This is a genomic window from Mesorhizobium sp. WSM4846 (assembly GCF_055811415.1).
On record NZ_JBVVPZ010000033.1, the window covers coordinates 1 to 22946 of the forward strand.

A 22946-nucleotide genomic window follows, 5' to 3' on the forward strand; every position below is an offset into this window, starting at 1 on the left:
CCCCCCCCCCCCCCCCCCCCCCCCCCCCCCCCCCCCCCCCCCCCCCCCCCCCCCCCCCCCCCCCCCCCGCGCCCCCCGCCCCCCCCCCCCCCCCCCCCCCCCCCCCCCCCCCCCCCCCGGCGGGGGGGGGGGCCCGCGGCTGGGCAAGCCGCGTCAACCCGACGGGGAGGATCGACAGCGCGGTGAAGGCGATGCCGACCAGCGGCGCGTCCGCAGCGCTTATGTCGATCAGCGCCAGTGTGGAGTAGCCGACACCGAGCCCGGCGACATAGGCGACGTAGAAGAAGGCCATGACCCTGCCGCGTATAGCGTTGGCGATGACGTCGTTCAGCCAGCTCTGCGCGACGATGAACAGGCCGCATATGGCAAAGCCATAGAGCGCGCGTGCCGCGATCCACGACAGCGGGTGTGGTCCGGCCCCGACGGCGGCGTTCGACAGCACGATCAACGCCGACAGCACCATGAATGCGCGCGCATGGCCGACGCGCCGCACCAGCGGACCGGTCAGGATGCAGCCTGCCAGGCCGCCGGCCGAGAGGCCGGTGACGATCAACCCGGCCCAGGTCGGATCGAAGCCTTCGGCGCCGAGCCGCACCGGGATATAGGCGAACATCAGTCCGTTGCCGACCGCTACCAGCGCCATCGACAGGACGACACTGGCGATGGCGATCGCCGGGGCCGGCGGGCTGCCCTGCGCCGGGTCGCGTCTGGTCTGGTTTCGCTCGAGAATCGCCATGCCCACGCAGGATCGCTCACGAACCGGCGAAAGGCAGCCGCAAATGCGACATCAGCGATCTTCCCTTCTCCCCTTATGGACCCTGTGGGAGGGGAGTAGGGGAATAGGGCAGTATGGGAGTAGGGAAAAGAAAAAATTGGCTGGGTCGGCGAGCAGCGTAACATACTGCCCTACTGCCCTACTGCCCTACTGCCCTACTCCCCTACTCCCCTACTCCCCTACTCCCCTACAGGGCCCACGGGGGAGAAGGGAAAGACCAGCGCTCATCCTCCTATCCCTGCGCCATCTTGCGGATCGCGGTCGACGACAGCGACGAGCGTGGGCCGTGGATGAAGGTCCAGGCCGGCGCCTTCATGCGGGCGAGCCGCGGCGCGTCGCCCTCGTCGACACGCGCGTAGTCGAAGGTCTTGGCGACAACCGACGACAGGAACGACAGCGTCGCGCCAGGGCGATCGATCACCGCGATCGGAAACGTCATCACGATCTGGCGCCAGCGCTGCCAGCGATGAAAATCGCGCAGCGAATCGGCGCCCATGATCCAGACGAAGTCGACGCCCGGGTTGCGCGCCTTGACCAGGGCCAGCGTGTCGGCGGTGAAGCGGACATAATGGCTCGCCTCGAAGGCGGTGACCTTGACCTTCGGATTCCGGGCAATCTGCTCGGACAGGCTTAGCCGCTCGGCCAGCGGCGCCAGTTCCCGCGCGCTCTTGAGCGGATTGCCCGGCGTCACCATCCACCACAACTGATCGAGCGCCAGGCGCCTGAGCGCGATCTCGGCGACCAGCGCATGGCCGGCATGGGCAGGATTGAACGAGCCGCCGAACAGTCCGACGGCCAGGCCCTTTTCGGCATGCGGCATATGAAGGTAGCGAGAGGGGACGGGTTGTTCGGAAGGGGAGAGCATCGTGCTAAGCGCCCCCCTCTGCCCTGCCGGGCATCTCCCCCTCAAGGGGGGAGATTGGCTGATATTTCTGATTTCGCCAATCGCCGGCGCTGCAAGATTTGCACCTGCGATGAAGCCGCCGATCTCCCCCCTTGCGGGGGAGATGTCCGGCAGGACAGAGGGGGGTGGCTGGGCGCAAACTTCAAGCCCTGGTAGCGAAAAAGCTCAAGGCCTCACCTGTCCCGTCCCGCGCACGCGGTATTTGAACGAGGTCAGTTGCTCGACACCGACCGGGCCGCGCGCATGCATCTTGCCGGTGGCGATGCCGATCTCCGCGCCCATCCCGAATTCGCCGCCATCCGCAAATTGCGTAGAGGCATTGTGCAGAAGGATCGCCGAATCGATCTCGTTGAAGAACCGTTCGACGGCGTCCGCATCCTCGGCGACGATCGCCTCGGTGTGATGCGAGGAAAAAGTCTCGATGTGCTCGATCGCGCCGGCAACGCCATCGACCAGTTTTACCGCGATGATGGCATCGAGATATTCGCTCACCCAGTCGGCGTCGGTCGCAGGCTGTGCGTCGGCAAACACTTTCAGCACCTCGGCATCGGCATGGATTTCGCACCCTGCCGCACGCAACGCCCCGAGGATCGGCACCAGATCAGTGGCGGCAACAGCGCGGTCGACCAGCAGCGTCTCGGCCGCGCCGCAGACGCCGGTGCGCCGCATCTTGGCGTTGACCGCGATCCTGGCCGCCATGTCGAGATCAGCCGAGCGGTCGATGTAGAGATGGCAGATGCCTTCGAGATGAGCGAAGACCGGCACCCGCGCCTCGTTCTGGACGCGTTCGACCAGGTTCTTGCCGCCGCGCGGAATGATGACGTCGATATTGCCGGAAAGTCCTTTCAGCATCTCGCCGACGGCGGCGCGGTCGGCGGTCGGCACCAGCTGGATGGCATCCTGCGGCAGCTTGGCCGCCTTTAGCCCTTCGATCAGGCAGGCATGGATCGCCGCCGAGGAGTTGAGCGAATCCGAGCCGCCGCGCAGGATCACCGGATTGCCGGCCTTGAGGCACAGCGCGCCGGCATCGGCGGTCACGTTCGGCCGGCTTTCGTAGATGACGCCGACAACGCCGAGCGGCGTGCGCACGCGCTCGATATGCAGGCCGTTCGGCCGGTCCCATGCGGCAATGACGTCGCCGACCGGATCGCGCAACCCGGCGATTTCACTGATGCCGTCGGCCATGGCACGGATGCGCCCGGCATCAAGCTTCAGCCGGTCCATGAAAGAAGCCGAAAGCCCCGACTGCTCGCCATTTTTGATGTCGATGGCGTTGGCGTCGAGAATATCCTGCTCGTGGCGAAGGATCGCCTGCGCCATACCGATCAACGCGGCGTGCTTGCGCTCGGCTGTGGCGACGGCCAGCGGTCGGGCGGCGGCGCGGGCGCGGCGGCCGATATCGGCCATCAGCGCCACCGTATCGTCCCGGGATTTTTCATGCAGCTTCAGCATGGCTCATCCTCCGCTATTCACCTCGTCACCGACCACTTGGTCGCCGGCCTGTACTTGGTCACCGGCCCGTACTTGGTCACTGGCCCGTACTTGGTCACTGGCCCGTACTTGGTCACTGGCCCGTACTTGGTCACTGGAATGGCTCACCACAAGGTCGTCGCGGTGGATCATCGCCGATCGCGCTTCATAGCCGAGCACCGTTTCGATCTCGGCTGTTTTCAAGCCAGCGATCCTTACGGCATCGGCGGCATCGTAGGCAACCAGTCCGCGCGCGATCTCGCGGCCTTCGGGCGACAGGATCGCCACCGTGTCGCCGCGCGAGAAATTGCCGCTGACCAGCTTGACGCCGGCCGGCAGCAACGATTTGCCCGACAGCAGCGCGCCGATGGCGCCGGCATCGACTGTCAGCCGGCCTGCCGGTTCGAGCTGCCCGGCGATCCATGTCTTGTAGCCCTTGATCGGATTGGCGCTCGGCCGGAAGAACGTCGCCCGCTCGCCACGCTCGATCGCCAGCAGCGGCGACAGCCGTGTGCCTGATGTGATGATCATGGCGGTGCCGGCGGCGGTGGCGATCTTGCCGGCGTCGAGCTTGGTGCGCATGCCGCCGCGTGAAAGCTCCGAAGCAGCCGCACCCGCCATCGCCTCGATGTCAGGAGTGATGCGGTCGACCACAGCAACGAACCTGGCATGCTGGTCGCGCGCCGGCGGCGCCGTGTAGAGCCCGTCAATGTCGGAGAGCAGCACCAAAAGGTCCGCGCCCATCATCGTCGCCACCCGCGCCGCCAGCCGGTCATTGTCGCCATAGCGGATTTCGGAGGTCGCCACCGTATCGTTCTCGTTGATGACCGGCACCGCCTTCATCTTGAGCAGCGTCGAGATCGTCGCGCGCGCATTGAGATAACGGCGGCGCTCTTCGGTGTCGCCGAGCGTCAGCAGGATCTGGCCCGATTTCAGGCCGCCCTTGCCGAGCGCATCCGACCACGCGCCGGCCAGCGCAATCTGCCCGACGGCCGCCGCCGCTTGGCTTTCCTCGAGCTTCAGCGCCCGCTTGCCGAGGCCCAAAATGGTGCGGCCAAGCGCGATGGCGCCGGACGACACGACGAGGATCTCGGCGCCATTCTCGGCCAGCACTGAAATGTCGTCGGCAAGCGAGGCCAGCCAGTCGCGCTTCAGGCCCGCCGTGCGGTCGACAAGCAGCGCCGAGCCGATCTTGACGGTGATGCGCCGGTATTTTTTCAGCGACTGCGCGGCCATCGCTAACTCCAGCGCGTCTCGACTGGAGTGGCGACAGCTTCGCGCGCCTCGGACACGACCGTCATCAGCGCGCGCAGAACCGCCTCGACGCCTTCGCCGGTGACCGCGGACAAAAGCATCGGCGCGCGCCCGGCGGCGCGTTTCAGCGAAGCGACCTTGTTCTTGCGTGCGTCGGCATCGAGCGTGTCGACCTGGGAAAGCGCCACGATCTCGACCTTCTCGACCAGTCCATGGCCATAGGCGTCGAGTTCGGCGCGCACGGTCTTGTAGGCCTTCCCCGGATTTTCTTCCTGCGCCGAGACAAGGTGCAGAAGGACGCGCGTGCGTTCGACATGTCCGAGGAAACGGTCGCCGATGCCAACGCCTTCATGCGCGCCTTCGATCAGGCCGGGAACGTCGGCGATGACGAACTCGCGCCCGTCGATGCGGGCCACACCGAGACCCGGATGCAGCGTGGTGAAGGGATAATCGGCGATCTTCGGCTTGGCTGCGGTAACGGCGGCGAGGAAAGTCGACTTGCCGGCATTGGGCAGGCCGACCAGGCCGGCATCGGCGATCAGTTTGAGCCGGAGCCAGATGTTGAGCTCTTCGCCGGGCTGACCCGGATTGGCGCGGCGCGGCGCCTGGTTGGTCGAGGTCTTGAAATGCTGGTTGCCAAAGCCGCCATTGCCGCCCTTGGCCAGCAGGAAGCGTTGGCCGACGACGGTCAGGTCGCAGATCAGCGTCTCGTTGTCCTCGGCAAAGACCTGCGTTCCCGCCGGCACTTTCAGCGTCACGTCGGCGCCCTTGGCGCCGGTCATGTTGCGGCCCATGCCGTGCGTGCCGGTCTTGGCCTTGAAATGCTGCTGGTAGCGATAATCGATCAGCGTGTTCAGCCCATCGACCGCCTCCACCCAGACGTCGCCGCCGCGGCCGCCGTCGCCGCCGTCGGGACCGCCGAATTCGATGAACTTTTCGCGCCGGAACGACACCGATCCGGCGCCACCATCGCCGGAGCGGACATAGACCTTGGCTTGATCGAGAAATTTCATCGTATTGCTGAGTTTCTGCTAACGGCCTTGCGGCATTGCTCTAACGTTCGGCACTGCTCTAAACCAAGGCGGGGCGAAGGGCGAGGCTGTTTATCAACATGGCCCGAGTCTGAACATGGCCCGAGTCTGAACATGGTCCGAGTCTGAACATGGTCCGAGTCTGAACAATCGCCGGAGTCGCAATGAAACTTGTAACCTACAACATCCACTACGGCGTCGGTCTTGACGGCCGCTACGATGTCGGCCGCATCGCCGATGCCGTGCGCGGCGCCGACGTGATCGCGCTGCAGGAGGTCTCGCGCAACAACCCCAACAATGGCGGCCGCGACATGGTGGCCGAGCTTGGCGAGGCGCTGCCCGAATATTTCGCCGTCTACGGCAGCAATTTCGAGGCCAATGTCGGCTCGCGCCTGGAAAACGGCCGCGCCATCACCACTACCTTCCAGCTCGGCAACATGGTGCTGTCGAAAACCCCCGTTTATCTGTCGCGCAATCTTCTCTTGCCGCGCAGCCGCAGTTTCGAAGTGATGAATTTCCAGCGCGGCGCGCTGGAGGCGCTGATCGAGACGCCGCTTGGTTTTATCCGCTTCTATTCCACCCATCTCGACCATCGCAGCCCGGTCGAACGCGCCAGCCAGATCCGGTTTCTGCGCCGGCGCCTGTTGAACTATGCGATCGAGGGCGGCGCGCTGTCGGGCGTCGCCGAGGTCGGCCTGCCCGACCTGCCTTGTCCCGAAGGCTTCGTCGTCATGGGCGACTTCAACATGCTGGCCGGATCGCCGGAATATGTCGAATTCGCCGGCCGCCTGGATCACGAATTCGGCATGCCGGTGACCGCGGATCTTGCCGTCGATGCCGCCCTGCGCCTTGCCGCCGCAGGCGCCGATCTCGTCACCTGGGTCGACCCCAAGCGGCCTGGCGACGCCGGCCGCCATAAGCGCATCGACTATGTCTTCACCAGCGCCTCGCTGGCCAAATCGCTGAAGCGCCTGTGGGTCGACGGGCAGGCAGTCGGTTCGGACCACCTGCCGGTCTGGGTCGAGATGGTTTGATCAGCGTCCATCAAAAATGGACCCAGTTGCGCAGGCTCGTCCAGGTCCTGCGGTCGAGGCGGTAGCGCTCGACCGGCACCTGGCCGGCAACGATCGAGTTCAGCATGCCCTGGCCGGCATACTGGAAGCCGCATTTGTGGATGACCCGGCGCGAGGCCGGATTGATGACCCGCGTCGAGGCTTGCAGCACCTGGATCGCCGTCTTCTGGAAGGCGAGGTCGACCAGCGCATGCGCGGCCTCCGTCGCATAGCCGCGCTTCCAGTAGGGCTCACCGATCCAGTAGCCGAGCTCCAGCCCGCGATCGGTGGTGTTGAGGCCGGCGCATCCGACGAAGGTTTCGGTGCCGGCCAAGGTCAAGGCATAGGCAATACCGGCCCGGCGCGATGCCGTCATCGCGAGGAAGGCGCGTGCCTCGGCCTCGCCATAGGGGTGCGGCATGCGGGCCAGCATTTCGGCGACACGGCGATTGTCGGCGAGCACCACCAGTTGTTCGATATCGCTTTCGCGCGGCGCCCGCAGCACCAGCCGCTCGGTCACCAGGACCGGGCAATCTATCGCGTAACTTTCACCGTCTGTGTCTTCCGCTTCGGCAACCATGTCAGTCCTCCAGGCAAGAAAAAGGGGAGATGGAAAACCCATCTCCCCTGATCCATTTCCTGGCTTGGCCAGACACCGGTTCCCGAGATGGGTGCCGGTGTTCTCGTGCGGAACCGGCTACTCCGCGGCCTTGGTCATCGGGTTCACCGATACGTAGGTTCGGCCATTGGCTTTTTTATTGAAGGTGACTGCGCCAGCTTCGAGCGCAAACAGCGTGTGATCCGTGCCAATGCCGACATTGGTGCCGGGATGCCACGTCGTGCCGCGCTGACGAATGATGATGTTGCCCGGAATCACGGCTTCGCCGCCGAATTTTTTGACGCCGAGCCGCTTGGAATGGGAGTCGCGACCATTGCGCGACGAACCGCCAGCTTTCTTGTGTGCCATCTAACTAACTCCGATGCGCCGCTATGCGCTTAAAGGGTCTTATGAACGCGTTCGCGTTCCGTTTCAAGTCCGAACCGGCGACGTTCGCGCCGGCCCGCTTTACTTCTTTGCCAAATCTTTGGCCTGCTCGCGCCAGTCCGTGATCTGGTCGGTGCTGAACGGCATATGCTCGTCGATCTTGGCGATATCCTTGTCCGACAGCTTGGCGATCTGGGCGAAGGTCGTGATGCCCTGTTCGTTCAACTGGCCGGCCGCAACCGGGCCGACGCCCTTGATCACGGTCAGATCGTCCGGCTCGCCCTTCGGCGCCTTGAACAGCGGCACGGCGGTTTCGGTTGCCTTGGCTTCCTTCTTCGGCGCAGCCTCTGCCTCGGTCTTCGCTTCGGTCTTCGAGGCGGCTTCAGCCTTCGCGGCAACTTCGGCCTTCGCCTCGGTCTTCGCTTCGGCCTTGGCCGCGGCCTTCTTCGTCGGCTTGGCGCCACCCAGCAGGATCTCGGCGATCCGCACGGTGGTCAAAAGCTGGCGATGGCCGATCTTGCGGCGCGAATTCTGCCGGCGGCGCTTCTTGAAAGCGATGACGGTGCGGTTCTTGCCCTGTTCGACGACTTCCGCGGTGACCAAAGCGCCGTCGACGAACGGCGCGCCGAACGTGACATTCTCGCCCTCGCCATGCGCGAGCACGTGGCCGATCTCGACGATGTCGCCGACCTGGCCTTCGACTTTTTCGATCTTCAGGAGATCGTTGGCGGCGACGCGATACTGCTTGCCGCCCGTTTTGATGACTGCGAACATTTTTTGCCTTTCGTGTTCGGTCGGCCTTGACGAACCGCTTCAGGCGGTTCGGCCGTCTTTTTGTCAGTCTGCGGGTTCAAAAAGCAAGCGGCGCGGAAGAGCCCTCCACGCCGTTTGCGCGCTGTCCCTAGCCGAAGGTGCGGCGCGAGTCAAGGCAAACGGCCGAAAGCAAGCCGGTGCCGTTGGCCCAGGCGGCGGAGGTGTCGAAGAACGACCAATACGGCCCGGAGAGAAGCCTGATATCAGGCAGATTGGCCCTTGTAACCTGTCCGTCCAGCCGTTATCTAGTGCGCCGCGCCGGCAACGGCGGACCATGACCGCGGAGAGGTGGCAGAGTGGTCGAATGCACCGCACTCGAAATGCGGCATGGGTGCAAGCCCATCGGGGGTTCGAATCCCTCCCTCTCCGCCATCCTGCTTTTGTCCAGCCCAGAGACATAGGTAACAGAATGTACCTAAGACATGGGTGACAACCTCGTGCCGAACGGGTAGTCGATGGTCTGCAATGTCCTCAGTTCAAGGTCGATATATCCCAGATCATAGTGCATGAAGCTCAACAGCCAAATGCCATCGTCGACTTCCTTGATTCCGAGCCTCTGACCGGCGAGCACGGTCGAGACGTTGATCTTCTTCCTATGCATACAGATGCGGCCGCAGGCGGTGACGAGGATGTCGCGGTCGTGGAAGGCTGGACGGCAACCAGCGGTGTATTTACGCACGCTGCGTCCCTGAAATTCGAAGTTTCGCCACAGATCGGCCGCTTGAATCCAGGGGGAATTGCGTCCCGAAGATCAGACGCAAAAGTTGGTGATATCCAGGGATCTTCTTTCCGCGCCCGCAGATTCGGCTGCAACGGTGATGGATTTGTTCGTCTTCGAGACCTGCCTTGCCCTCTGCGATTGGTGAATCCATTTCACGACGACATGCGGATTTTGCCGTCTAATCGATCGCCGGCGTCGTCGCTATTCTATTTGGACATTCGCAACCTGCCACGCATGGAAATGACCATGGCCCGGCAGGCCTGCGACAGTTCAGGACGATCAAAGGAGACAGGCATGACCAAGCAGATCGGAATCGAGAGCACGGCTCAGTCCAGTGTCGACTTTGGACGGCGTGATCTCCTGATGCTGACCGGTGCCGGCGTTGCCGCGCTCGGTGCGGCGTCGCTGTTCAGCATCCCCTTCGCAAAGGCTCAAGACATGTCAAGCGGTGCCAACAACTTCTACACCAGCGATCGGGTGACGCTGGAAAAGATTGCCTTCAAGAGCCAATACGAGATGAACGTCGCGGGGAATCTGTTCGTTCCCAACGACCTCGACCGCAATGCGCGCCATCCGGCGCTCGTCGTCGGGCATCCGATGGGTGCGGTGAAGGAGCAGAGCGCAAATCTTTATGCCACCAAGATGGCCGAACAGGGCTTCGTCGCCATGTCCATCGACCTGCCGTTCTGGGGCGAGAGCGAGGGCGAGGCCCGCCAGATCGTTTCGCCGGATGTCTACGCCGAAGCGTTCAGCGCCGCGGTCGATTTCCTGGGCACACGGCCATTCGTCGACAGAAACCGCATCGGCGCGATCGGCGTCTGCGGCAGCGGCAGTTTCGTCATCAGCGCGGCCAAGATCGACCCGAGGATGCGCGCCGTCGCGACCGTCAGCATGTACGACATGGGGGCCGCCAACCGCAACGCGCTTAATCATTCGCTGAGCGTCGAGCAGCGCAAGCATGTCATTGCTGCAGCTGCCGAGCGGCGCTGGGCCGAGTTTGAAGGCGGTGAGGTCGAATATACCAGCGGCACGGTGCATGAGCTGACCGCCGACACCCATCCGATCCAGCGGGAGTTCTATGACTTCTACCGCACGCCGCGGGGTGAATTCACGCCCGCAAGCGCAAACCCGCAGATCACCACGCATCCGACGCTGACCAGCAATGTCAAGTTCATGAATTTCTACCCGTTCAACGACATCGAGACGATCTCGCCGCGCCCGATGCTGTTCATCGCGGGCGATCAGGCTCACTCCCGCGAGTTCAGCGAGGATGCCTACAAGCGGGCGGCCGAGCCAAAGGAGCTTGTGTGGGTTTCCGGCGCCGGGCACGTCGACCTCTACGATCGCGTCGACCTGATCCCGTTCGACAAGCTGACCAGCTTCTTCAATCAGCACCTCTCCGCGTGAGCGGCGCGATGGAGCCTGTCGCGGAACAGGCTCCATCGGCATAGATCGGGAGACACGGCATGCTGAAACTATTGCTGAACGCCGCTGTTATCGCACTCGGAACGGTTGGATCTGCCATGGCTCAAGAACGAATTCGCATGTCTTCGGATTGGGGCGAGGTCGCAGCCGATCTCGCCGATAACGAGGCCGCAAGATCTCTGGCGCAGATGCTGCCGCTCACGATCGAGATGTCCGATCATCTGCGCCAGGAAAAGACCGGCAATCTGCCTTCCGCCTTGCCCGAGCTGGCGCGGCAGCGCGACTTTTCTGTCGGCACGCTTGGGTTGTGGAGTTCCGATCATTTCGTGATCTACTATCGGAGCGGCCGCCTCCCGGCACCTGGCATCATCAGGCTCGGGCAGGTCACTGGGGACGCCTCGATCTTCGATCGTCCCGGTTCCGTCACCATCCGCGTTGAACGCACCGACTGAAACCTGCGCAATCCGCTCGTAGTTCGTCGCCGGGCGAGCGGCGGATTGAATAGCTGCCGCTCAATGAAGTCTCTGTATTCGCCTTCGATTTATCCGATATAATCGAGGTCTGGCTATTACAAGGATTCATGAGTGTCGCGGCAGAATGTCAACGATCTGCTCGCGTTCCTGGCCGTTGCTCGGGAGCGCAGCTTTACGCGCGCCGCAGCCCGGTTCGGCATATCGCAATCGGCGCTAAGCCACACTATCCGTCAACTCGAAGCGCGCCTTGGCGTTCGCCTGCTCACACGCACGACCCGCGCGGTGGCTCCCACAGAGGCGGGAGAGAGGCTTTTGCAGCGGATTGGGCCGCACTTTGACCAGATCGAAATCGAGGTCGATGCCCTGAACGAACTGAGGGAAAAGCCCGCCGGAACCATCCGGCTGTCAGCGCCCGACTTTGCAATCAGCAGCATCCTTTGGCCCAAGCTGAAACGCTTTCTCCCGAAATATCCCGACATCAAGGTCGAACTCCTGCTCGACAACGGCCTCACCGACATCGTGACGGAGCGCTTCGACGCCGGGATTCGCATGGGCGAGCAGCTTGCGAAAGACATGATCTCGGCTCGCATCGGACCGGATTTCCGGTTCGCGGTCGTCGGCGAAGAATCCTACTTTGCCGAGCATCCTGCGCCGGAGAAGCCGCAGGACCTCGTGCAGCACAATTGCATCAACTACCGTTTTCCAACGTCCGGGGCTCTTTATGTGTGGGAGTTCGAGGAGAACGGCCGCGAGATCAAAATTCGCGTCGATGGGCAGCTCGTCTTCAACAACATCTTTCATGTCCTGGGCGCCGCGCTGGCCGGCCGCGGCCTCGGCTATGTTCCGGAAGAAATGGCCCTTCCCCACATCGCCAAAGGTCGGCTGGCGCGGGTCCTGGAAGGATGGTCGCCCTATTGGGATGGCTACCATCTCTATTATCCGAGCCGCCGGCAATCCTCGCCTGCTTTCGTTGCCCTGGTCGATGCGCTGCGCCATCGCGACTGACTATCGATGCCGGGGACTTCGAGGTTCTTGCCACTGAAGCCATCGCAAGAGGACGTGAACGGCCGAGGCTGCAGCGTAACGGTCAGGGCTGCTGTATCGCCGCGAGCTTCCAGTCGCCGCCGTTCTGGCGCGTGAAGGTCCACAGTTCGGTTGTTTCCGTCGGCCGATCAGCTTCGCCCGCGACGATCTTGCCGCTGGCGCGATCGCGCATCACGTCGAGAGACTCGTAGCGCAAGGCAGCCGTCGCGTAGTCGCGATCGTCTTCCCGCCAGCTCTCCGCAATATCGGCCTCCAACAGGCTGACGTTCGACACCTCGTTCCTGATGCCGTTTTTGGCATTGTCGGCAAGTTCTTCGGACAGGTACGACACCATCTCGGGGGTCGCCAGCCGGCGCAGGCCAGCATGGTCTTCACGCCCGAACGCTTCCTGAACTTCGGTCAACCGCTGCTGGAATGTATCGAGATCGGCCGGCGTCATCGTAATTTGATCGTTAGCCGGAGCCGTCCGGCCAAAGCCAGACCCGATGCCTGGAACGGGGAAAGATGTGACGTTGTCCGCCTCGCGCTGGGCTGCCGCGTTTCGCCCAAAATTGCCCATGCTCCGCGGCACACCGGCCATGGCAGGCGCCTGGTTGCGTGCCGATTGCGACCGGAAAAAGCGGATGATCAGCATGATCGCGCCGCCGATCAGCAGTCCTTGCAGCAGCAGGCCCAACATGCCAGCCAAGCCGCCGAACCCCTGGCCCAAAAGAAGTCCGATCAGACCGCCGAGCAGCAGGCCGCGCATCATCGAACCGCCGAGGCCGCTGAACATCCCTGGTCGTTGGGCTGCCGGTGTCTGGCGCGCCGCATTGTTGGTTGCGGTGTTGGGCGTCATCGAGCGCTCGACCGGCGCGGCCGGCTGTGGCGCCGTCCTGGTCGGCGGGACAGACTGGAACGTACGCGTGCCGCGGCTGCCGAAGCTGCCGCCACGCCGCGCCTCAGCGTAATCGGCCGTGACCATGGAAAATGCCAGGAACAGTCCTGCAAACAAAACTGCAAACCGGCTCGAACGCGAAATCATCATAGCAAACCCTCAAGCGACACTCTTGCCGCTCATATGGGGTGCGCCGATCGAAATATCAGTGACCCGTACCAGCCATTGAGGAAAATTCCGTTACCGCCTCTCCACCAGGCACGGCAGCTGACGTGATCCTTCTGCTAAATTGTGCGTTGTTGCCTGAGGGCACGCCGAGGGAGACGAACAATGTTTGCAGGTTTCAGCGCCACCAGCTTGCAACTGGACGAGACGACCATTTTCGCAAGGGTCGGCGGAACGGGTCCGCCGCTGCTGCTGCTTCATGGTTTTCCCGAAACGCATCTGATGTGGAGGGATATCGCCGTGGCCCTGGCGCCCCACTTCACAGTCGTCGCCGCCGATCTTCGAGGCTATGGGCAAAGCGGCTGCCCGGTCTCCTCTGCCGAGCATAGCCCATACGCCAAACGCGCCATGGCTGGAGACATGGTTCAACTCATGCAGCAGTTGGGATTTGGGCAGTTCATGGTTTCCGGACACGATCGCGGCGGGCGGGTCGCCTATCGCCTGGCGCTCGATCACCCAGATGAGATATCCAAGGTCGCGGTCCTCGACGTCATCCCGACCGCCGCCGCGTGGGACAGGGCGGATGCCAGACTGGCTCTCGGCTTCTGGCCCTGGAGCCTTCTTGCGCAACCGGAACCGCTGCCGGAGCGACTGATAGGCGCGGCGCCCGATGCCATCGTCGACAATGCGATTGTGCAGTGGGGATCGCCGGCAGAAATGTTCTCTGCAACGATCAGGGAGGCCTATGTCAAGGCGCTTCGCGATCCCGTTCATATTCATGCGATTTGCGAAGAGTATCGGGCCGCTGCCACGATCGATCGTGAACATGACGCGCTGGACCAGATAAACGGTCGTCGCATCAAGTGTCCGCTCCTCGCACTGTGGAGTAGCCAGGGCGGCCTGGAGACCTGGTATGCGGAGGAAGGCGGACCGCTGGCTATCTGGAGGAAATGGGCCGACAGAGTTGAAGGAGGTCCCGTTCCGGGCGGGCACTTCTTTCCAGAAGAGCACCCTCACCAGACCGCAGCGGCTCTCTCGAAATTCTTCGAGGTTGAATAGGGAATGACGCCAGGGCAGAGTGTTGTAGAGCTTCACATGCCTCATTCGCCCGTCCGGCGTCAAATCTGCTTGATAAAATGAAAGCCATCTCGCCAGCCATATCCCTGATATGCAGCATCGTGTTTGTCGGAGGTTGCGCATCGCGCTTCCATGCATCCTTTGATGCCGCGAAATACGACAGGATGAGTTGCGTCGAACTCAACGTGGCCATGGGCGAAGTCGCCAAGGAGCTGTCGGCGACAGCGATCACCCGGGGCAAAGTCGCGAAAACCAACATTCCGAACTGGCTATGGGGAGCCCGGCGTGTCGCCACTACTGTCACTGTCCGCCAGAACGCGAAAATCGAGCAATTGCAGCAGCAGGAGGCTGCGATCGCAGCTGTGAGACGAAGCAGGTGCTGATTGCAGCATCGGTGTGAGAGCCTGCTGCCGAAGGCTGAAAATGATCGATTTCGCAGTATTACAGCCGAGGCTCGACGGCTCCGTGGATTCTGTCATCCTCACCGTCACGGCTTCAGTCTCGGCGACACGGCCAAGCCGAGGAAAACGATAACGGCCTGATTGAGGCGCAGGATGTCCGCGTCGTCTAACCGCCCGATATTTGCGCCGATCTTGGACTTTGGAACCGTGGTGATCTTGTCCACCATCAGTCGGCAGACGGTGAGCAGCCCGTTGCGCTCGTTCGGTTCGACGGACAGACGGAACAATGGCGCGTCCGTCTCGTCGGTCGTGCAGCCGCAGATGGTGATCGAATCCGTCGCATCGAAACTGTCATCCTGGATGATGACGACAGGGCGCGGTTTGCCGGCGTAATCCTTGTCGCCGGCGACCGTCCAGATATCGCCACGCTTCATTCATCACCCCAATCCGATATCGCGTCCCAATCGGAAATCATATCTATGAACGCCTGATCCTCGCTTGCATGGGCGCTTGCCGCAACCGCCAGTGACTGGCGATGCGCTTCCGAACGGAAGGCCGGCGCACGCACGTCCGGCACCCAAATCTGTATCGGGCGCAGACCTTGCCGGCGCAGACGTTCACGATGTTCCCGCACCTTCATGCCCGAGGACTTAGGCTTCGATGCCGAGGCCATGACGATTCTCCTGCTAGTGGTTACATGTAACCTAATGCAGAGGGCAAGCTTTGACCAGTCCTCATCGGAAAGCCCGCCGGGCTACGACACCGGCTGTGACTTGCTGCTATTGCCTGCGATGCTACCCTATTGGCTTCAGCCGATCGATGAAGCGCCCCTTGCGGATATGCCGTTCGCGGATCGCCTGCAGCCGGCGGGCGAACTCGCCAATCGTCCCCCGCTCCTCGGCGATCGCCTTGAGGTCGAGCAGAAGACCGGCTGCCGTATCGTAGCCGGGAGCATTGCGGCGCTCGATTTCGGTCTCCCGGCTTGGCTTTCGCGACCTGGCGCCGCTGGTTCACAGCGCCTGGGACCAGGGCCGCGTCCCATTGGGCATGCTTGAACTCAGTGATTTCGAAGACGATCTCCTGGCAGCCGAGCAAAGCCCGAACGATATCGAGGACCGATTCAGGCGCGCCGGTCTCGGCTATATCGACGATGTTCTTGAAGCGTTGGAATGGAGCCGCCATGCAGGGTATCCTGACGAGGAAGATTGGCAATCGCCCTTGCCTGAAAAAACCTGACTCGACGAGTTGCCGAGCCTGACAGCGCCGGTCACAAATCCTTTGCGCCATGTCGGACGAAATGACCCATGTCCCTGTGGAAGCGGCAAGAAAGCGAAGAAATGCTGTCTCGCAAATTGACCTGCTGCAGCACCGCGGACTTGATCTTTGGCTGTCTCAGGCCGATCCACGGGATTGGTGCGCAGCGATTGCACCGAGGAAGATCTCGCCGAATTCCCTGAGTTTTGCGGCACCGACGCCGTTGACTGCTGCAAAAGCGTCGAGGTCGCGCGGGCAGCGTTCGGCCATGTCGATCAGCGTGCGATCGGAGAAGATGACGAAGGCCGGCACCTGGCGCTCCCGGGCGAGACGCAGCCGAACCGCCTTGAGCGTGGCCAAAAGCGCGGTATCCAGGTCTTCAGTGCCCGCGGCAGCATTCGGGGTGGGACGAGTCTTGCCTTGTGCCGCGCGGTTCCGCACCTCTACGCGATACCGGAACGGGACCTCGCCACGGGCCAGCTCACGGCCTTTTTCGGCGATGGCGAGGCCGCCATGGCCGCCTGGGTCCAATGTCAGAAACCCTCCCGCGACGAGCTGGCGGATGAGCGACAGCCAGACATCCTTCTTATGCGCCACACCGGTCCCGAAGCTGGCAAGCCTGTGGTGGTTCCTGGCCAGGATCTTCTCGGTTTCATGGCCGAGCAGAACATCGACGACATGGGCCGCACCAAAGCGCTCGCCGGTCTGGGCGATGGCCGCGAGGATGATCCGTGCCTCAGCCTCACCATCCGCATGCGGCGTCTGGTCAAGGCAATTGTCGCAATTGCCGCAAGGCATTGCTGTTTCGCCGAAGTAGCCAAGCAGGATCTGGCGACGGCACTGCGCCGTTTCGCAATAACCGATCAGCGTATCGAGCCGGCCATGCGCGCGTCTCTTATGCTCCGCCGGCGCGTCCTCGTCTTCGATGAAAAGCCGCCGCATGCGGATATCGCCGAGACCGAAGAGCATATGGGCCTCGGCAGCCCGCCCGTCGCGGCCCGCGCGCCCGATTTCCTGATAATAGGCTTCGAGGCTGCCCGGCAGATCGGTATGGAAGACATAGGCGACGTCAGGCTTGTCGATCCCCATGCCGAAGGCGATGGTCGCGACCATGACGACGCCGGACAAGGTCATGAAGCTGTTCTGGTTGGCCTCGCGCGCCTCTTTGCTCATGCCGGCATGATAGGCCAGCGCGCGCACCCCGTTCTTCTCGAGGAACGCCGCCATCTCTTCGGTCTTCTTGCGCGACAGGCAATAGACGATCCCGCTGCGGCCGGCATGACGCTCTACGAAGCTCAGCAATTGACGTTTGCCGTCCTGCTTGGGCTCGATGCCAAGCTTGATGTTCGGCCGGTCGAAGCCCAGCACCAGGGTTTCGACACGCCCGGCGAACAGCTGTCCGGCGATGTCGGTGCGCGTCGCCTCGTCCGCTGTCGCCGTCAGCGCAATGATCGGCACATCAGGGAAAATGTCGCGCAGCCGCGACAACTCTTCATATTCGCGCCGGAACGACGGCCCCCACTGGGAGATGCAATGCGCCTCGTCGACAGCGATCAGCCGGATATCGAGCCTGGCCAGCGCCTCGAGCATCCGCGCGGTCATGAGCCGCTCCGGTGCAAGATAGAGCAGGCGCGTCTGGCCCGCCGCAACGCGACGCCATGCGGCGACATTGGCATCGCGGTCGAGCGAGGAATTGATCGTATCGGCGGCCACGCCGGCAAGACGCAATGCGGCGACCTGGTCCTGCATCAGCGCCACCAGCGGCGAAACGACAATGGTGAGGCCGCCCAGGACCAGCGCCGGGACCTGGTAGCAGAGCGATTTGCCGGCGCCGGTCGGCATGACGGCCAGCACGTGGCGCCCGGCCAGCAGCGCCTCCGTCACGGCGTCCTGGCCGGGACGAAAATCGTCGAAGCCGAACACGTCCTTCAGGACGCGCCGCTTGGGATCCTCCGCCCGGACGCTCGCCGCCGCTGCCTGCATCAGGGAATTTCTATGATCGGCGCTGCCCGAAAAGGCAGTGGGGGAACGGCCCGAGGCAGCGGCGACATGACCTGCCAAAGCTCCCTGGCGAATCGTCGGGTGACCGCCCGGACAGCCGATTCGGACATTCGAACGCTCCTCAAGTCCTGTCTCCGTCGGCTCCGTCTGAAAAGGTATCCCCCTCATTGGCGGATATGCGAGCTTGATTCCAGCCTCTATTCACTTTGGCTGTGAATATCGCGCAACGGCTCGGGCCGATTAATCCTATCTTCACCATGATTCGGCAGGTTCAGGTCCTGCGGTGATGTTTTGAGTACCGCGGCGCCACAAGCGCCCAGGCAACACGCCCGCGTCTCTCCGGAGGCGCGGGCTTTTTGCTTCCGAGACAGGCTGCCGCTGCGCAGTGACCTGCGGGCGTTGTCGTACTGTCAGTCGAGGAAATCGGCGCGGTGCGGAGTAAAACTGTCGACGAGGCGGCCGGCCTCGAGCGCCTTGACGCCGTGGATCAAATTGGAAGGGACGATGAAGCTGCTTCCCGTTTCCAGGATCTCGGTCGTGCCGTCGATGCTGACCTCGAAGCGGCCTTCGGCGACATAGCTCGCCTGGACATGCGGGTGCGAATGCAGCGCACCGACACCGCCCTTGTCGAACCCGAACTCGACCATCATCAATTCGTCCGTGTGCAGCAGCACACGCCTGCGGTTGCCATCCGCGGTCGGCGTCCACGCGCCCTCGCCGGCATGCGCAAAGATCTTCGTTCCGGTCATCGCCACATCCTCATCATGGGCATGCGCCTCATCGTGCCAGCCAGCCGCCGTCCACCGGCACAACCGCGCCATGCATGTAGTTTGAGGCCGGCGTCAGCAGGAAGACGGCCGCGTCGCCGATGTCTTCCGGCCCACCCCAGCGCCCAGCCGGAATGCGCGCCAGAATGGCCGTGCTGCGGTCCGGGTCGGCACGTAGCGCCTCGGTGTTGTTGGTTTCGATGTAGCCGGGCGCAATGCTGTTGACGTTGATACCTTTCGACGCCCATTCGCAGGCGAGCAACCGAGTGATGCCGAGCACGCCATGTTTCGAGGCGGTGTAGGAGGCGACGCGGATGCCGCCCTGGAAGCTCAGCACCGAGGCGATGTTGACGATCTTGCCGCGCCGTTCGGGATCGGCAAGCACGCGCCGGGCGAAGCTCTGGCTGAGAAAAAACACCGTCTTCAGGTTGACGTCCATGACATCCTCCCAATCGGCTTGCCCCAGATCGACGGCGTCGGCGCGCCGGATGATCCCGGCATTGTTGACCAGTCCGTCGAGCGGCCCGGTTTCGTCCCAGACGCGATCGAGCATCGCCTGGGCGGCGGCGTGGTCGGCAAGATCGCAGCGCACCGCCTCGAAGCCGCCGCCCGCAGCAGCGATCTTTTCCGCGGTCTCATCCATTGCAGAGCGGCCGACGCCGACCACCGCACCACCGGCGCGCGCGATCGACAGGGCGATGCCTTGGCCAATGCCGGTGTTGGCGCCGGTGACGAGAATGCGCTTGCCGGCCAGACTGAAAGCCGAGAGGTCGCTCATCGCAGCTCTTCCATCGCTACCGGATCGACATCCGTATAGTCGACATTGTCGCCGGCCATCGCCCAGATGAAGGCGTAGTTGGAGGTGCCGGCGCCCGAATGGATCGACCAACCCGGCGACAGCACCGCTTCCTCGTTGCGCATGACGAGATGGCGTGTCTCGTCCGGCTCGCCCATGAAATGAAACACCCGCGCCGTCTCCGGCAGGTCGAAATAGAGATAAGCCTCCATGCGCCGGTCATGCACATGGCACGGCATGGTGTTCCAGACCGAGCCTGGGGCGAGTTGGGTCATGCCGACGACGAGTTGGCAGGTCTTCACACCCTCGGCATGGATGAACTGAAAGATCGAGCGCTCGTTGCAGGTCGCCTGACTGCCGAGGTCGAGGCGCTTGGCATCGCCGATGCGGATCAGCTGGCTGGGATGGCTCTGATGCGCCGGCGCGCTGAGCAGATAGAACTTGGCCGGCTCGGCTGGATTGACTGAGGCGAATGACACCTCATTGGCGCCCATGCCGAGATACAGCATGTCCCGCGGCTGCAGCTCGTAGGACTGGCCGCCGGCTTTCACGATGCCGGCGCCGCCGATGTTGACGGCGATCATTTCGCGGCGATCGAGAAAGTTCTCTGTTCCGGTCGGCTTGATCGCCTGCAGCCGAAGCGGTGTCCCGGCAGGCATGGCGCCTCCGACGATCATGCGGTCGTAATGCGTATAGGTCAGGCCGATGCGGCCGAGCTGGAACAGGCCTTCGATCAGAAAGTTGTGGCGGAGCTCGTCCGTCCCCATCGCCGCGGCGGTAACAGGGTCGATGGCGAAGCGCGAGTTGAAGTCGGTGTGATTGTCAGTGTGATTCATTGCTGTCCCATTGGGCTGCCTCATTGGTCATTCGGTTGCCGCGGCCTTGACCGAATCGGCATAAAAAATCTGGCGTGCGTGCAGGCGCTCGCGATAGCGCTGCTGGCTGGCGCTGAGATGCGCGCGCATCGCTTCGCGCGCCGACTCGGCATCGCCTGATGTAATGGCGTTCAGGATCACCAGATGCTCGTCTTGCAGGCCGCGCTGATAGGCGTCGGATTGGGCGAGTTCTGTCGACCACGGCGATGTCACGTCGCAAGGAATGGCGCGCCGGCCGAGCACGTCGAGCATCTCGACATAGAACGGATTGTTGGTGGCGCTGGCGATCGCCCGGTGGAAGGCGAGGTCGGCCGGACCTGTCGGCTCGCTGTTCAAAAGCAGCCGCTCGAACTCGAAGAACGCCTCCTGGATCGCTGCTTCCTGCGCGGCATTGCGACGGATAGCGGCCAGCCCGGCGGATTCGATCTCGATCGCCAGGCGCACCTCCAGCACGTTGAGCGCGATCGAATCCTTGTTGCCGATGTCCGCAGCCAGCGTGCCGAACATCGTCGAAATGTGCTCGGTGACGAAGACCCCGGCGCCTTGGCGCGGCTCGACCAGACCGTCGGCGGCAAGCTTGGCCAGCGCTTCGCGGATGACGGTGCGGCTGACCCCGAAGGTTTCGGTCAGCCGACCCTCGGTCGGCAGCTTTTGGCCTGGCTGGATCTCGCCCGCCTGCAACTGCTTGCGGATCGCCGCGACCACGGTCTCCGACAGCTTGGGCTTGCGTTCGACCTTCAGGTTGATTGCCATATCCGATGCCATTGCCAGCCCCTATTTGAAGACGCTCGGCAACCATAGCGAGATGGCCGGGATGTAGGTGACGAGCCCCAGCACCACGAGGCCGGCCCCATAGAACGGCCAGATCGAGCGCATCGCTTCCCAGACGGATATCTTGCCCACCGCGCACGCCACGAACTGCACTGCGCCCACCGGCGGCGTGTTCAGCCCGATGCCGAAGTTGAGGATCATGATGACACCGAAATGCACCGGATCGACGCCGTAGGCCTGCGCCACGGGCAGGAAGATCGGCGTGCAGATGATGATCGTCGGTCCCATGTCCATGAAGGTGCCGAGGAACAGCATCAGGAGGTTGAGCAGGAGAAGCACGACCAGCGGATCTTCCGAGATCGCGTTCATCGAGGCTATCAGCGCTGCCGGCACTTTCAGGAAGGCCATCAACCACGAGAATGCCGCCGCCATGCCGATGATGAGCAGCACCATGGCCGTGGTGCGCACGGCGCCATGGGTGGCATGAACGAAACCTTCCCAGGTCATCTGCCGGTAGACCAGGACAGTCACGAGCAATGCATAGATGACGGCGATGCAGGAACTCTCGGTGGCCGTGAAAACGCCCGATCGCACGCCGCCGAAGATGATCGCGATCAGCAGCAGGCCGGGCACCGCGACAGCGAAGAGATGCGCGACGGCGGCGAAGCCCGGAAACGGCTCGGTCGGATAACCGCGTGAGCGCGCCACGAAATAGGCGGTGATCATCAGTGCCAGCGCCAACAGCAGGCCCGGGATGATGCCGGCGGTGAACAGGTCGGCGATGGAGATCTTTCCGCCTGCCGAGATCGAGTAGATGATCATGTTGTGCGACGGCGGCAGCAGCAGCGCGATCAGCGCCGCCATCGACGTGACGTTGACGGCGTAGTCCGCTCCATATCCACGCGCCTTCATCTGCGGGATCATCAAGCCGCCGACCGCCGCTGCCTCCGCCACCGCGGAGCCGGAAATGCCGCCAAACAGTGTAGCGGTGGCGATGTTGACCTGCCCGAGGCCGCCGCGCATGTGGCCGACGAGCGAGCCGGCGAAGGCAACGATCTTGCTGGCGATGCCGCCGCGCACCATCAAGTCGCCGGCGTAGATGAAAAACGGAATGGCCAGCAGCGAAAAGACGCTCATGCCGGAATTCAGGCGCTGGAACACGATGAGCGGCGGCAGGCCCATGTAGAGGACTGTGGCAAAGCTTGCGACGCCGAGGCAGAAAGCGATCGGCGTGCCGATAAGCATCAGGACGGTGAAGACGCCGAAGAGTATCCAGAGTTCCATGGCGTCAGACCTTCACATTCGCTGTGTCGAGTTCGGCTGCGACTTCCGCCGGGGGCAGTTCATCGAGGGCATCGTCGATCGGCGCACCGGAGAGGCGAAGCACGATGCGCTCCAGCGTGAAAAGCACGATGAGCGCGCCTCCCGCGACAAGCGGGACGTAGTCCCAGCCCCCTGATATGCCGAGCGACGGCAAGGTGGCGCCCCAGGTCAGCGCGACCAGCTGGCTGCCATACCAGATCATGCCGATGCCGAAGGCGAGCGCGACGAGATCCGAGATCATCCTCAGCCAACGCTTTCCGCCTTTCGGCAGCACGTAGAGCAGGACGTCGAAGCCGAGGTGATAGTTCTCGCGCACCCCGACGGCAGCGCCGAGGAAAATGAACCAGCTCATCAGCATCACCGAGCCCTGCTCGGTCCAGCTCGGCGAGCGGTTCAGAACATAGCGGCCGAACACCTGCCAGGCGACGAAAGCGGTCATCAGCACCAGCCCGATGCCGGCGATCCACAGCGCCGCCGTGCTGACGCGCGACATCATGCGCGCGATGCCGGACAGGGACGGTCTCTGTTCTGAGCTGGAGGTCACTGGTTCTCTCCGCAAGAGGGGCGGGGGGGGGGGCGCCCCCCCCCCCCCCCACCCCCCCCCCCCCAAAAGCATAGAACCAAACCCGAAACATTTTGGGCAGTGAGGGGGGTTAGTAAAAACGGGCCCAAACCGGGCAGTAGAGGGGGTT

26 protein-coding genes, 1 tRNA gene and 1 pseudogene are annotated in these 22946 nt (G+C 63.2%); 9 read left to right on the top strand and 19 right to left on the bottom strand.

What is annotated here, in order from left to right; all coding sequences use genetic code 11:
* The 5 genes from AC0L15_RS23660 to obgE form a co-directional block, all read right to left on the bottom strand.
* Positions 1 to 736, bottom strand: a 736-nt coding sequence (locus AC0L15_RS23660; protein ID WP_473497263.1) for an MFS transporter, incomplete at its 3' end; no start/stop codon positions are given.
* Positions 737 to 1007: 271 nt separating this feature from the next.
* Entirely contained in the window at positions 1008 to 1595 is a 588-nt protein-coding gene (locus AC0L15_RS23665; RefSeq protein ID WP_128181656.1) for a nicotinate-nucleotide adenylyltransferase, read from the bottom strand.
* 249 nt (positions 1596 to 1844) lie between these two features.
* Positions 1845 to 3131 carry a glutamate-5-semialdehyde dehydrogenase gene (locus AC0L15_RS23670; RefSeq protein WP_287247023.1) on the bottom strand — a complete coding sequence of 429 codons (1287 nt, stop codon included), beginning with the start codon at positions 3129 to 3131 and terminating at the stop codon, positions 1845 to 1847.
* Between the two features lie 3 nt (positions 3132 to 3134).
* Positions 3135 to 4385 (bottom strand): glutamate 5-kinase, encoded by a 1251-nt coding sequence (gene proB, locus AC0L15_RS23675; RefSeq protein ID WP_473497238.1) that lies wholly within the window; start codon positions 4383 to 4385, stop codon positions 3135 to 3137.
* Between the two features lie 2 nt (positions 4386 to 4387).
* The gene (obgE, locus tag AC0L15_RS23680; protein WP_287247021.1) at positions 4388 to 5416 is read right to left on the bottom strand and encodes a GTPase ObgE; all 1029 of its coding nucleotides are present in this window, start codon (positions 5414 to 5416) and stop codon (positions 4388 to 4390) included.
* 182 nt (positions 5417 to 5598) lie between these two features.
* Between obgE and AC0L15_RS23685 the strand changes: the two genes are divergently transcribed.
* Positions 5599 to 6468 carry an endonuclease/exonuclease/phosphatase family protein gene (locus AC0L15_RS23685; RefSeq protein WP_287247020.1) on the top strand — a complete coding sequence of 290 codons (870 nt, stop codon included), beginning with the start codon at positions 5599 to 5601 and terminating at the stop codon, positions 6466 to 6468.
* 10 nt (positions 6469 to 6478) lie between these two features.
* Here AC0L15_RS23685 and AC0L15_RS23690 read toward each other — a convergent pair whose 3' ends face one another.
* The 3 genes from AC0L15_RS23690 to AC0L15_RS23700 all read right to left on the bottom strand — a co-directional run bounded on the left by AC0L15_RS23690 (position 6479) and on the right by AC0L15_RS23700 (position 8245).
* On the bottom strand, positions 6479 to 7066 hold the full coding sequence (locus tag AC0L15_RS23690; RefSeq protein WP_287247019.1) for a GNAT family N-acetyltransferase: 588 nt from the start codon (positions 7064 to 7066) through the stop codon (positions 6479 to 6481).
* A 117-nt stretch (positions 7067 to 7183) separates the two neighbouring features.
* Positions 7184 to 7453, bottom strand: a complete 270-nt coding sequence (rpmA, locus tag AC0L15_RS23695; protein WP_023678077.1) for a 50S ribosomal protein L27 — start codon at positions 7451 to 7453, stop codon at positions 7184 to 7186.
* Positions 7454 to 7552: 99 nt separating this feature from the next.
* On the bottom strand, positions 7553 to 8245 hold the full coding sequence (locus AC0L15_RS23700; protein WP_287191931.1) for a 50S ribosomal protein L21: 693 nt from the start codon (positions 8243 to 8245) through the stop codon (positions 7553 to 7555).
* Positions 8246 to 8566: 321 nt separating this feature from the next.
* Between AC0L15_RS23700 and AC0L15_RS23705 the strand changes: the two genes are divergently transcribed.
* Positions 8567 to 8656, top strand: a tRNA-Ser gene (locus AC0L15_RS23705).
* Positions 8657 to 8699: 43 nt separating this feature from the next.
* Here the strand turns inward: AC0L15_RS23705 and AC0L15_RS23710 are convergent.
* A pseudogene (locus AC0L15_RS23710) lies at positions 8700 to 8930 on the bottom strand (hypothetical protein); the annotation flags it as partial.
* 513 nt (positions 8931 to 9443) lie between these two features.
* Between AC0L15_RS23710 and AC0L15_RS23715 the strand changes: the two are divergent.
* The 3 genes from AC0L15_RS23715 (at position 9444) to AC0L15_RS23725 (ending at position 11908) form a co-directional block, all read left to right on the top strand.
* Positions 9444 to 10412, top strand: coding sequence for an alpha/beta hydrolase (locus AC0L15_RS23715; RefSeq protein ID WP_473497265.1), 969 nt, complete (start codon positions 9444 to 9446; stop codon positions 10410 to 10412).
* Between the two features lie 59 nt (positions 10413 to 10471).
* Complete coding sequence (locus AC0L15_RS23720) at positions 10472 to 10882, top strand: cyclophilin-like fold protein (RefSeq protein ID WP_287247016.1); 411 nt, start codon at positions 10472 to 10474, stop codon at positions 10880 to 10882.
* A 132-nt stretch (positions 10883 to 11014) separates the two neighbouring features.
* Positions 11015 to 11908 carry a LysR family transcriptional regulator gene (locus AC0L15_RS23725; protein WP_287247015.1) on the top strand — a complete coding sequence of 298 codons (894 nt, stop codon included), beginning with the start codon at positions 11015 to 11017 and terminating at the stop codon, positions 11906 to 11908.
* A gap of 82 nt (positions 11909 to 11990) precedes the next feature.
* Here AC0L15_RS23725 and AC0L15_RS23730 read toward each other — a convergent pair whose 3' ends face one another.
* Positions 11991 to 12971, bottom strand: coding sequence for a Tim44 domain-containing protein (locus AC0L15_RS23730; protein ID WP_473497267.1), 981 nt, complete (start codon positions 12969 to 12971; stop codon positions 11991 to 11993).
* A 183-nt stretch (positions 12972 to 13154) separates the two neighbouring features.
* On the opposite strand from AC0L15_RS23730, the gene AC0L15_RS23735 reads away from it, so the two are divergent.
* The gene (locus AC0L15_RS23735) at positions 13155 to 14048 is read left to right on the top strand and encodes an alpha/beta fold hydrolase (RefSeq protein ID WP_287247014.1); all 894 of its coding nucleotides are present in this window, start codon (positions 13155 to 13157) and stop codon (positions 14046 to 14048) included.
* A 77-nt stretch (positions 14049 to 14125) separates the two neighbouring features.
* A complete protein-coding gene (locus AC0L15_RS23740) occupies positions 14126 to 14449 on the top strand; it encodes a hypothetical protein (protein WP_287247013.1) in 324 nt (107 codons plus the stop codon).
* 104 nt (positions 14450 to 14553) lie between these two features.
* Here the strand turns inward: AC0L15_RS23740 and AC0L15_RS23745 are convergent, their stop codons facing one another.
* Both AC0L15_RS23745 and AC0L15_RS23750 read right to left on the bottom strand, forming a co-directional pair.
* Positions 14554 to 14901, bottom strand: a complete 348-nt coding sequence (locus AC0L15_RS23745; protein ID WP_287247012.1) for a type II toxin-antitoxin system PemK/MazF family toxin — start codon at positions 14899 to 14901, stop codon at positions 14554 to 14556.
* A complete protein-coding gene (locus tag AC0L15_RS23750) occupies positions 14898 to 15140 on the bottom strand; it encodes an antitoxin MazE family protein (protein WP_287207495.1) in 243 nt (80 codons plus the stop codon). Before AC0L15_RS23750 ends, AC0L15_RS23745 begins: the two co-directional genes overlap by 4 nt.
* Positions 15141 to 15508: 368 nt before the next feature.
* Between AC0L15_RS23750 and AC0L15_RS23755 the strand changes: the two genes are divergently transcribed.
* On the top strand, positions 15509 to 15703 hold the full coding sequence (locus tag AC0L15_RS23755) for a hypothetical protein (RefSeq protein WP_287247011.1): 195 nt from the start codon (positions 15509 to 15511) through the stop codon (positions 15701 to 15703).
* 42 nt (positions 15704 to 15745) lie between these two features.
* The gene (locus AC0L15_RS23760; protein ID WP_236385294.1) at positions 15746 to 15823 is read left to right on the top strand and encodes an SEC-C metal-binding domain-containing protein; all 78 of its coding nucleotides are present in this window, start codon (positions 15746 to 15748) and stop codon (positions 15821 to 15823) included.
* Between the two features lie 36 nt (positions 15824 to 15859).
* Here the strand turns inward: AC0L15_RS23760 and recQ are convergent, their stop codons facing one another.
* The 7 genes from recQ to AC0L15_RS23795 form a co-directional block, all read right to left on the bottom strand.
* Positions 15860 to 17704, bottom strand: coding sequence for a DNA helicase RecQ (gene recQ, locus AC0L15_RS23765; protein WP_473497242.1), 1845 nt, complete (start codon positions 17702 to 17704; stop codon positions 15860 to 15862).
* A gap of 428 nt (positions 17705 to 18132) precedes the next feature.
* Positions 18133 to 18471, bottom strand: coding sequence for a cupin domain-containing protein (locus AC0L15_RS23770; protein WP_287247009.1), 339 nt, complete (start codon positions 18469 to 18471; stop codon positions 18133 to 18135).
* A 28-nt stretch (positions 18472 to 18499) separates the two neighbouring features.
* Positions 18500 to 19267, bottom strand: a complete 768-nt coding sequence (kduD, locus tag AC0L15_RS23775) for a 2-dehydro-3-deoxy-D-gluconate 5-dehydrogenase KduD (protein WP_287247008.1) — start codon at positions 19265 to 19267, stop codon at positions 18500 to 18502.
* Complete coding sequence (kduI, locus tag AC0L15_RS23780; protein ID WP_287247007.1) at positions 19264 to 20121, bottom strand: 5-dehydro-4-deoxy-D-glucuronate isomerase; 858 nt, start codon at positions 20119 to 20121, stop codon at positions 19264 to 19266. The genes kduD and kduI overlap by 4 nt, the downstream gene beginning before the upstream one ends.
* A gap of 27 nt (positions 20122 to 20148) precedes the next feature.
* Positions 20149 to 20925 carry a FadR/GntR family transcriptional regulator gene (locus AC0L15_RS23785; protein ID WP_287173026.1) on the bottom strand — a complete coding sequence of 259 codons (777 nt, stop codon included), beginning with the start codon at positions 20923 to 20925 and terminating at the stop codon, positions 20149 to 20151.
* Between the two features lie 9 nt (positions 20926 to 20934).
* A complete protein-coding gene (locus AC0L15_RS23790; RefSeq protein ID WP_065011186.1) occupies positions 20935 to 22215 on the bottom strand; it encodes a TRAP transporter large permease in 1281 nt (426 codons plus the stop codon).
* Positions 22216 to 22219: 4 nt separating this feature from the next.
* Positions 22220 to 22750 carry a TRAP transporter small permease gene (locus AC0L15_RS23795; protein WP_287247189.1) on the bottom strand — a complete coding sequence of 177 codons (531 nt, stop codon included), beginning with the start codon at positions 22748 to 22750 and terminating at the stop codon, positions 22220 to 22222.
* Positions 22751 to 22946 lie beyond the last annotated feature (196 nt).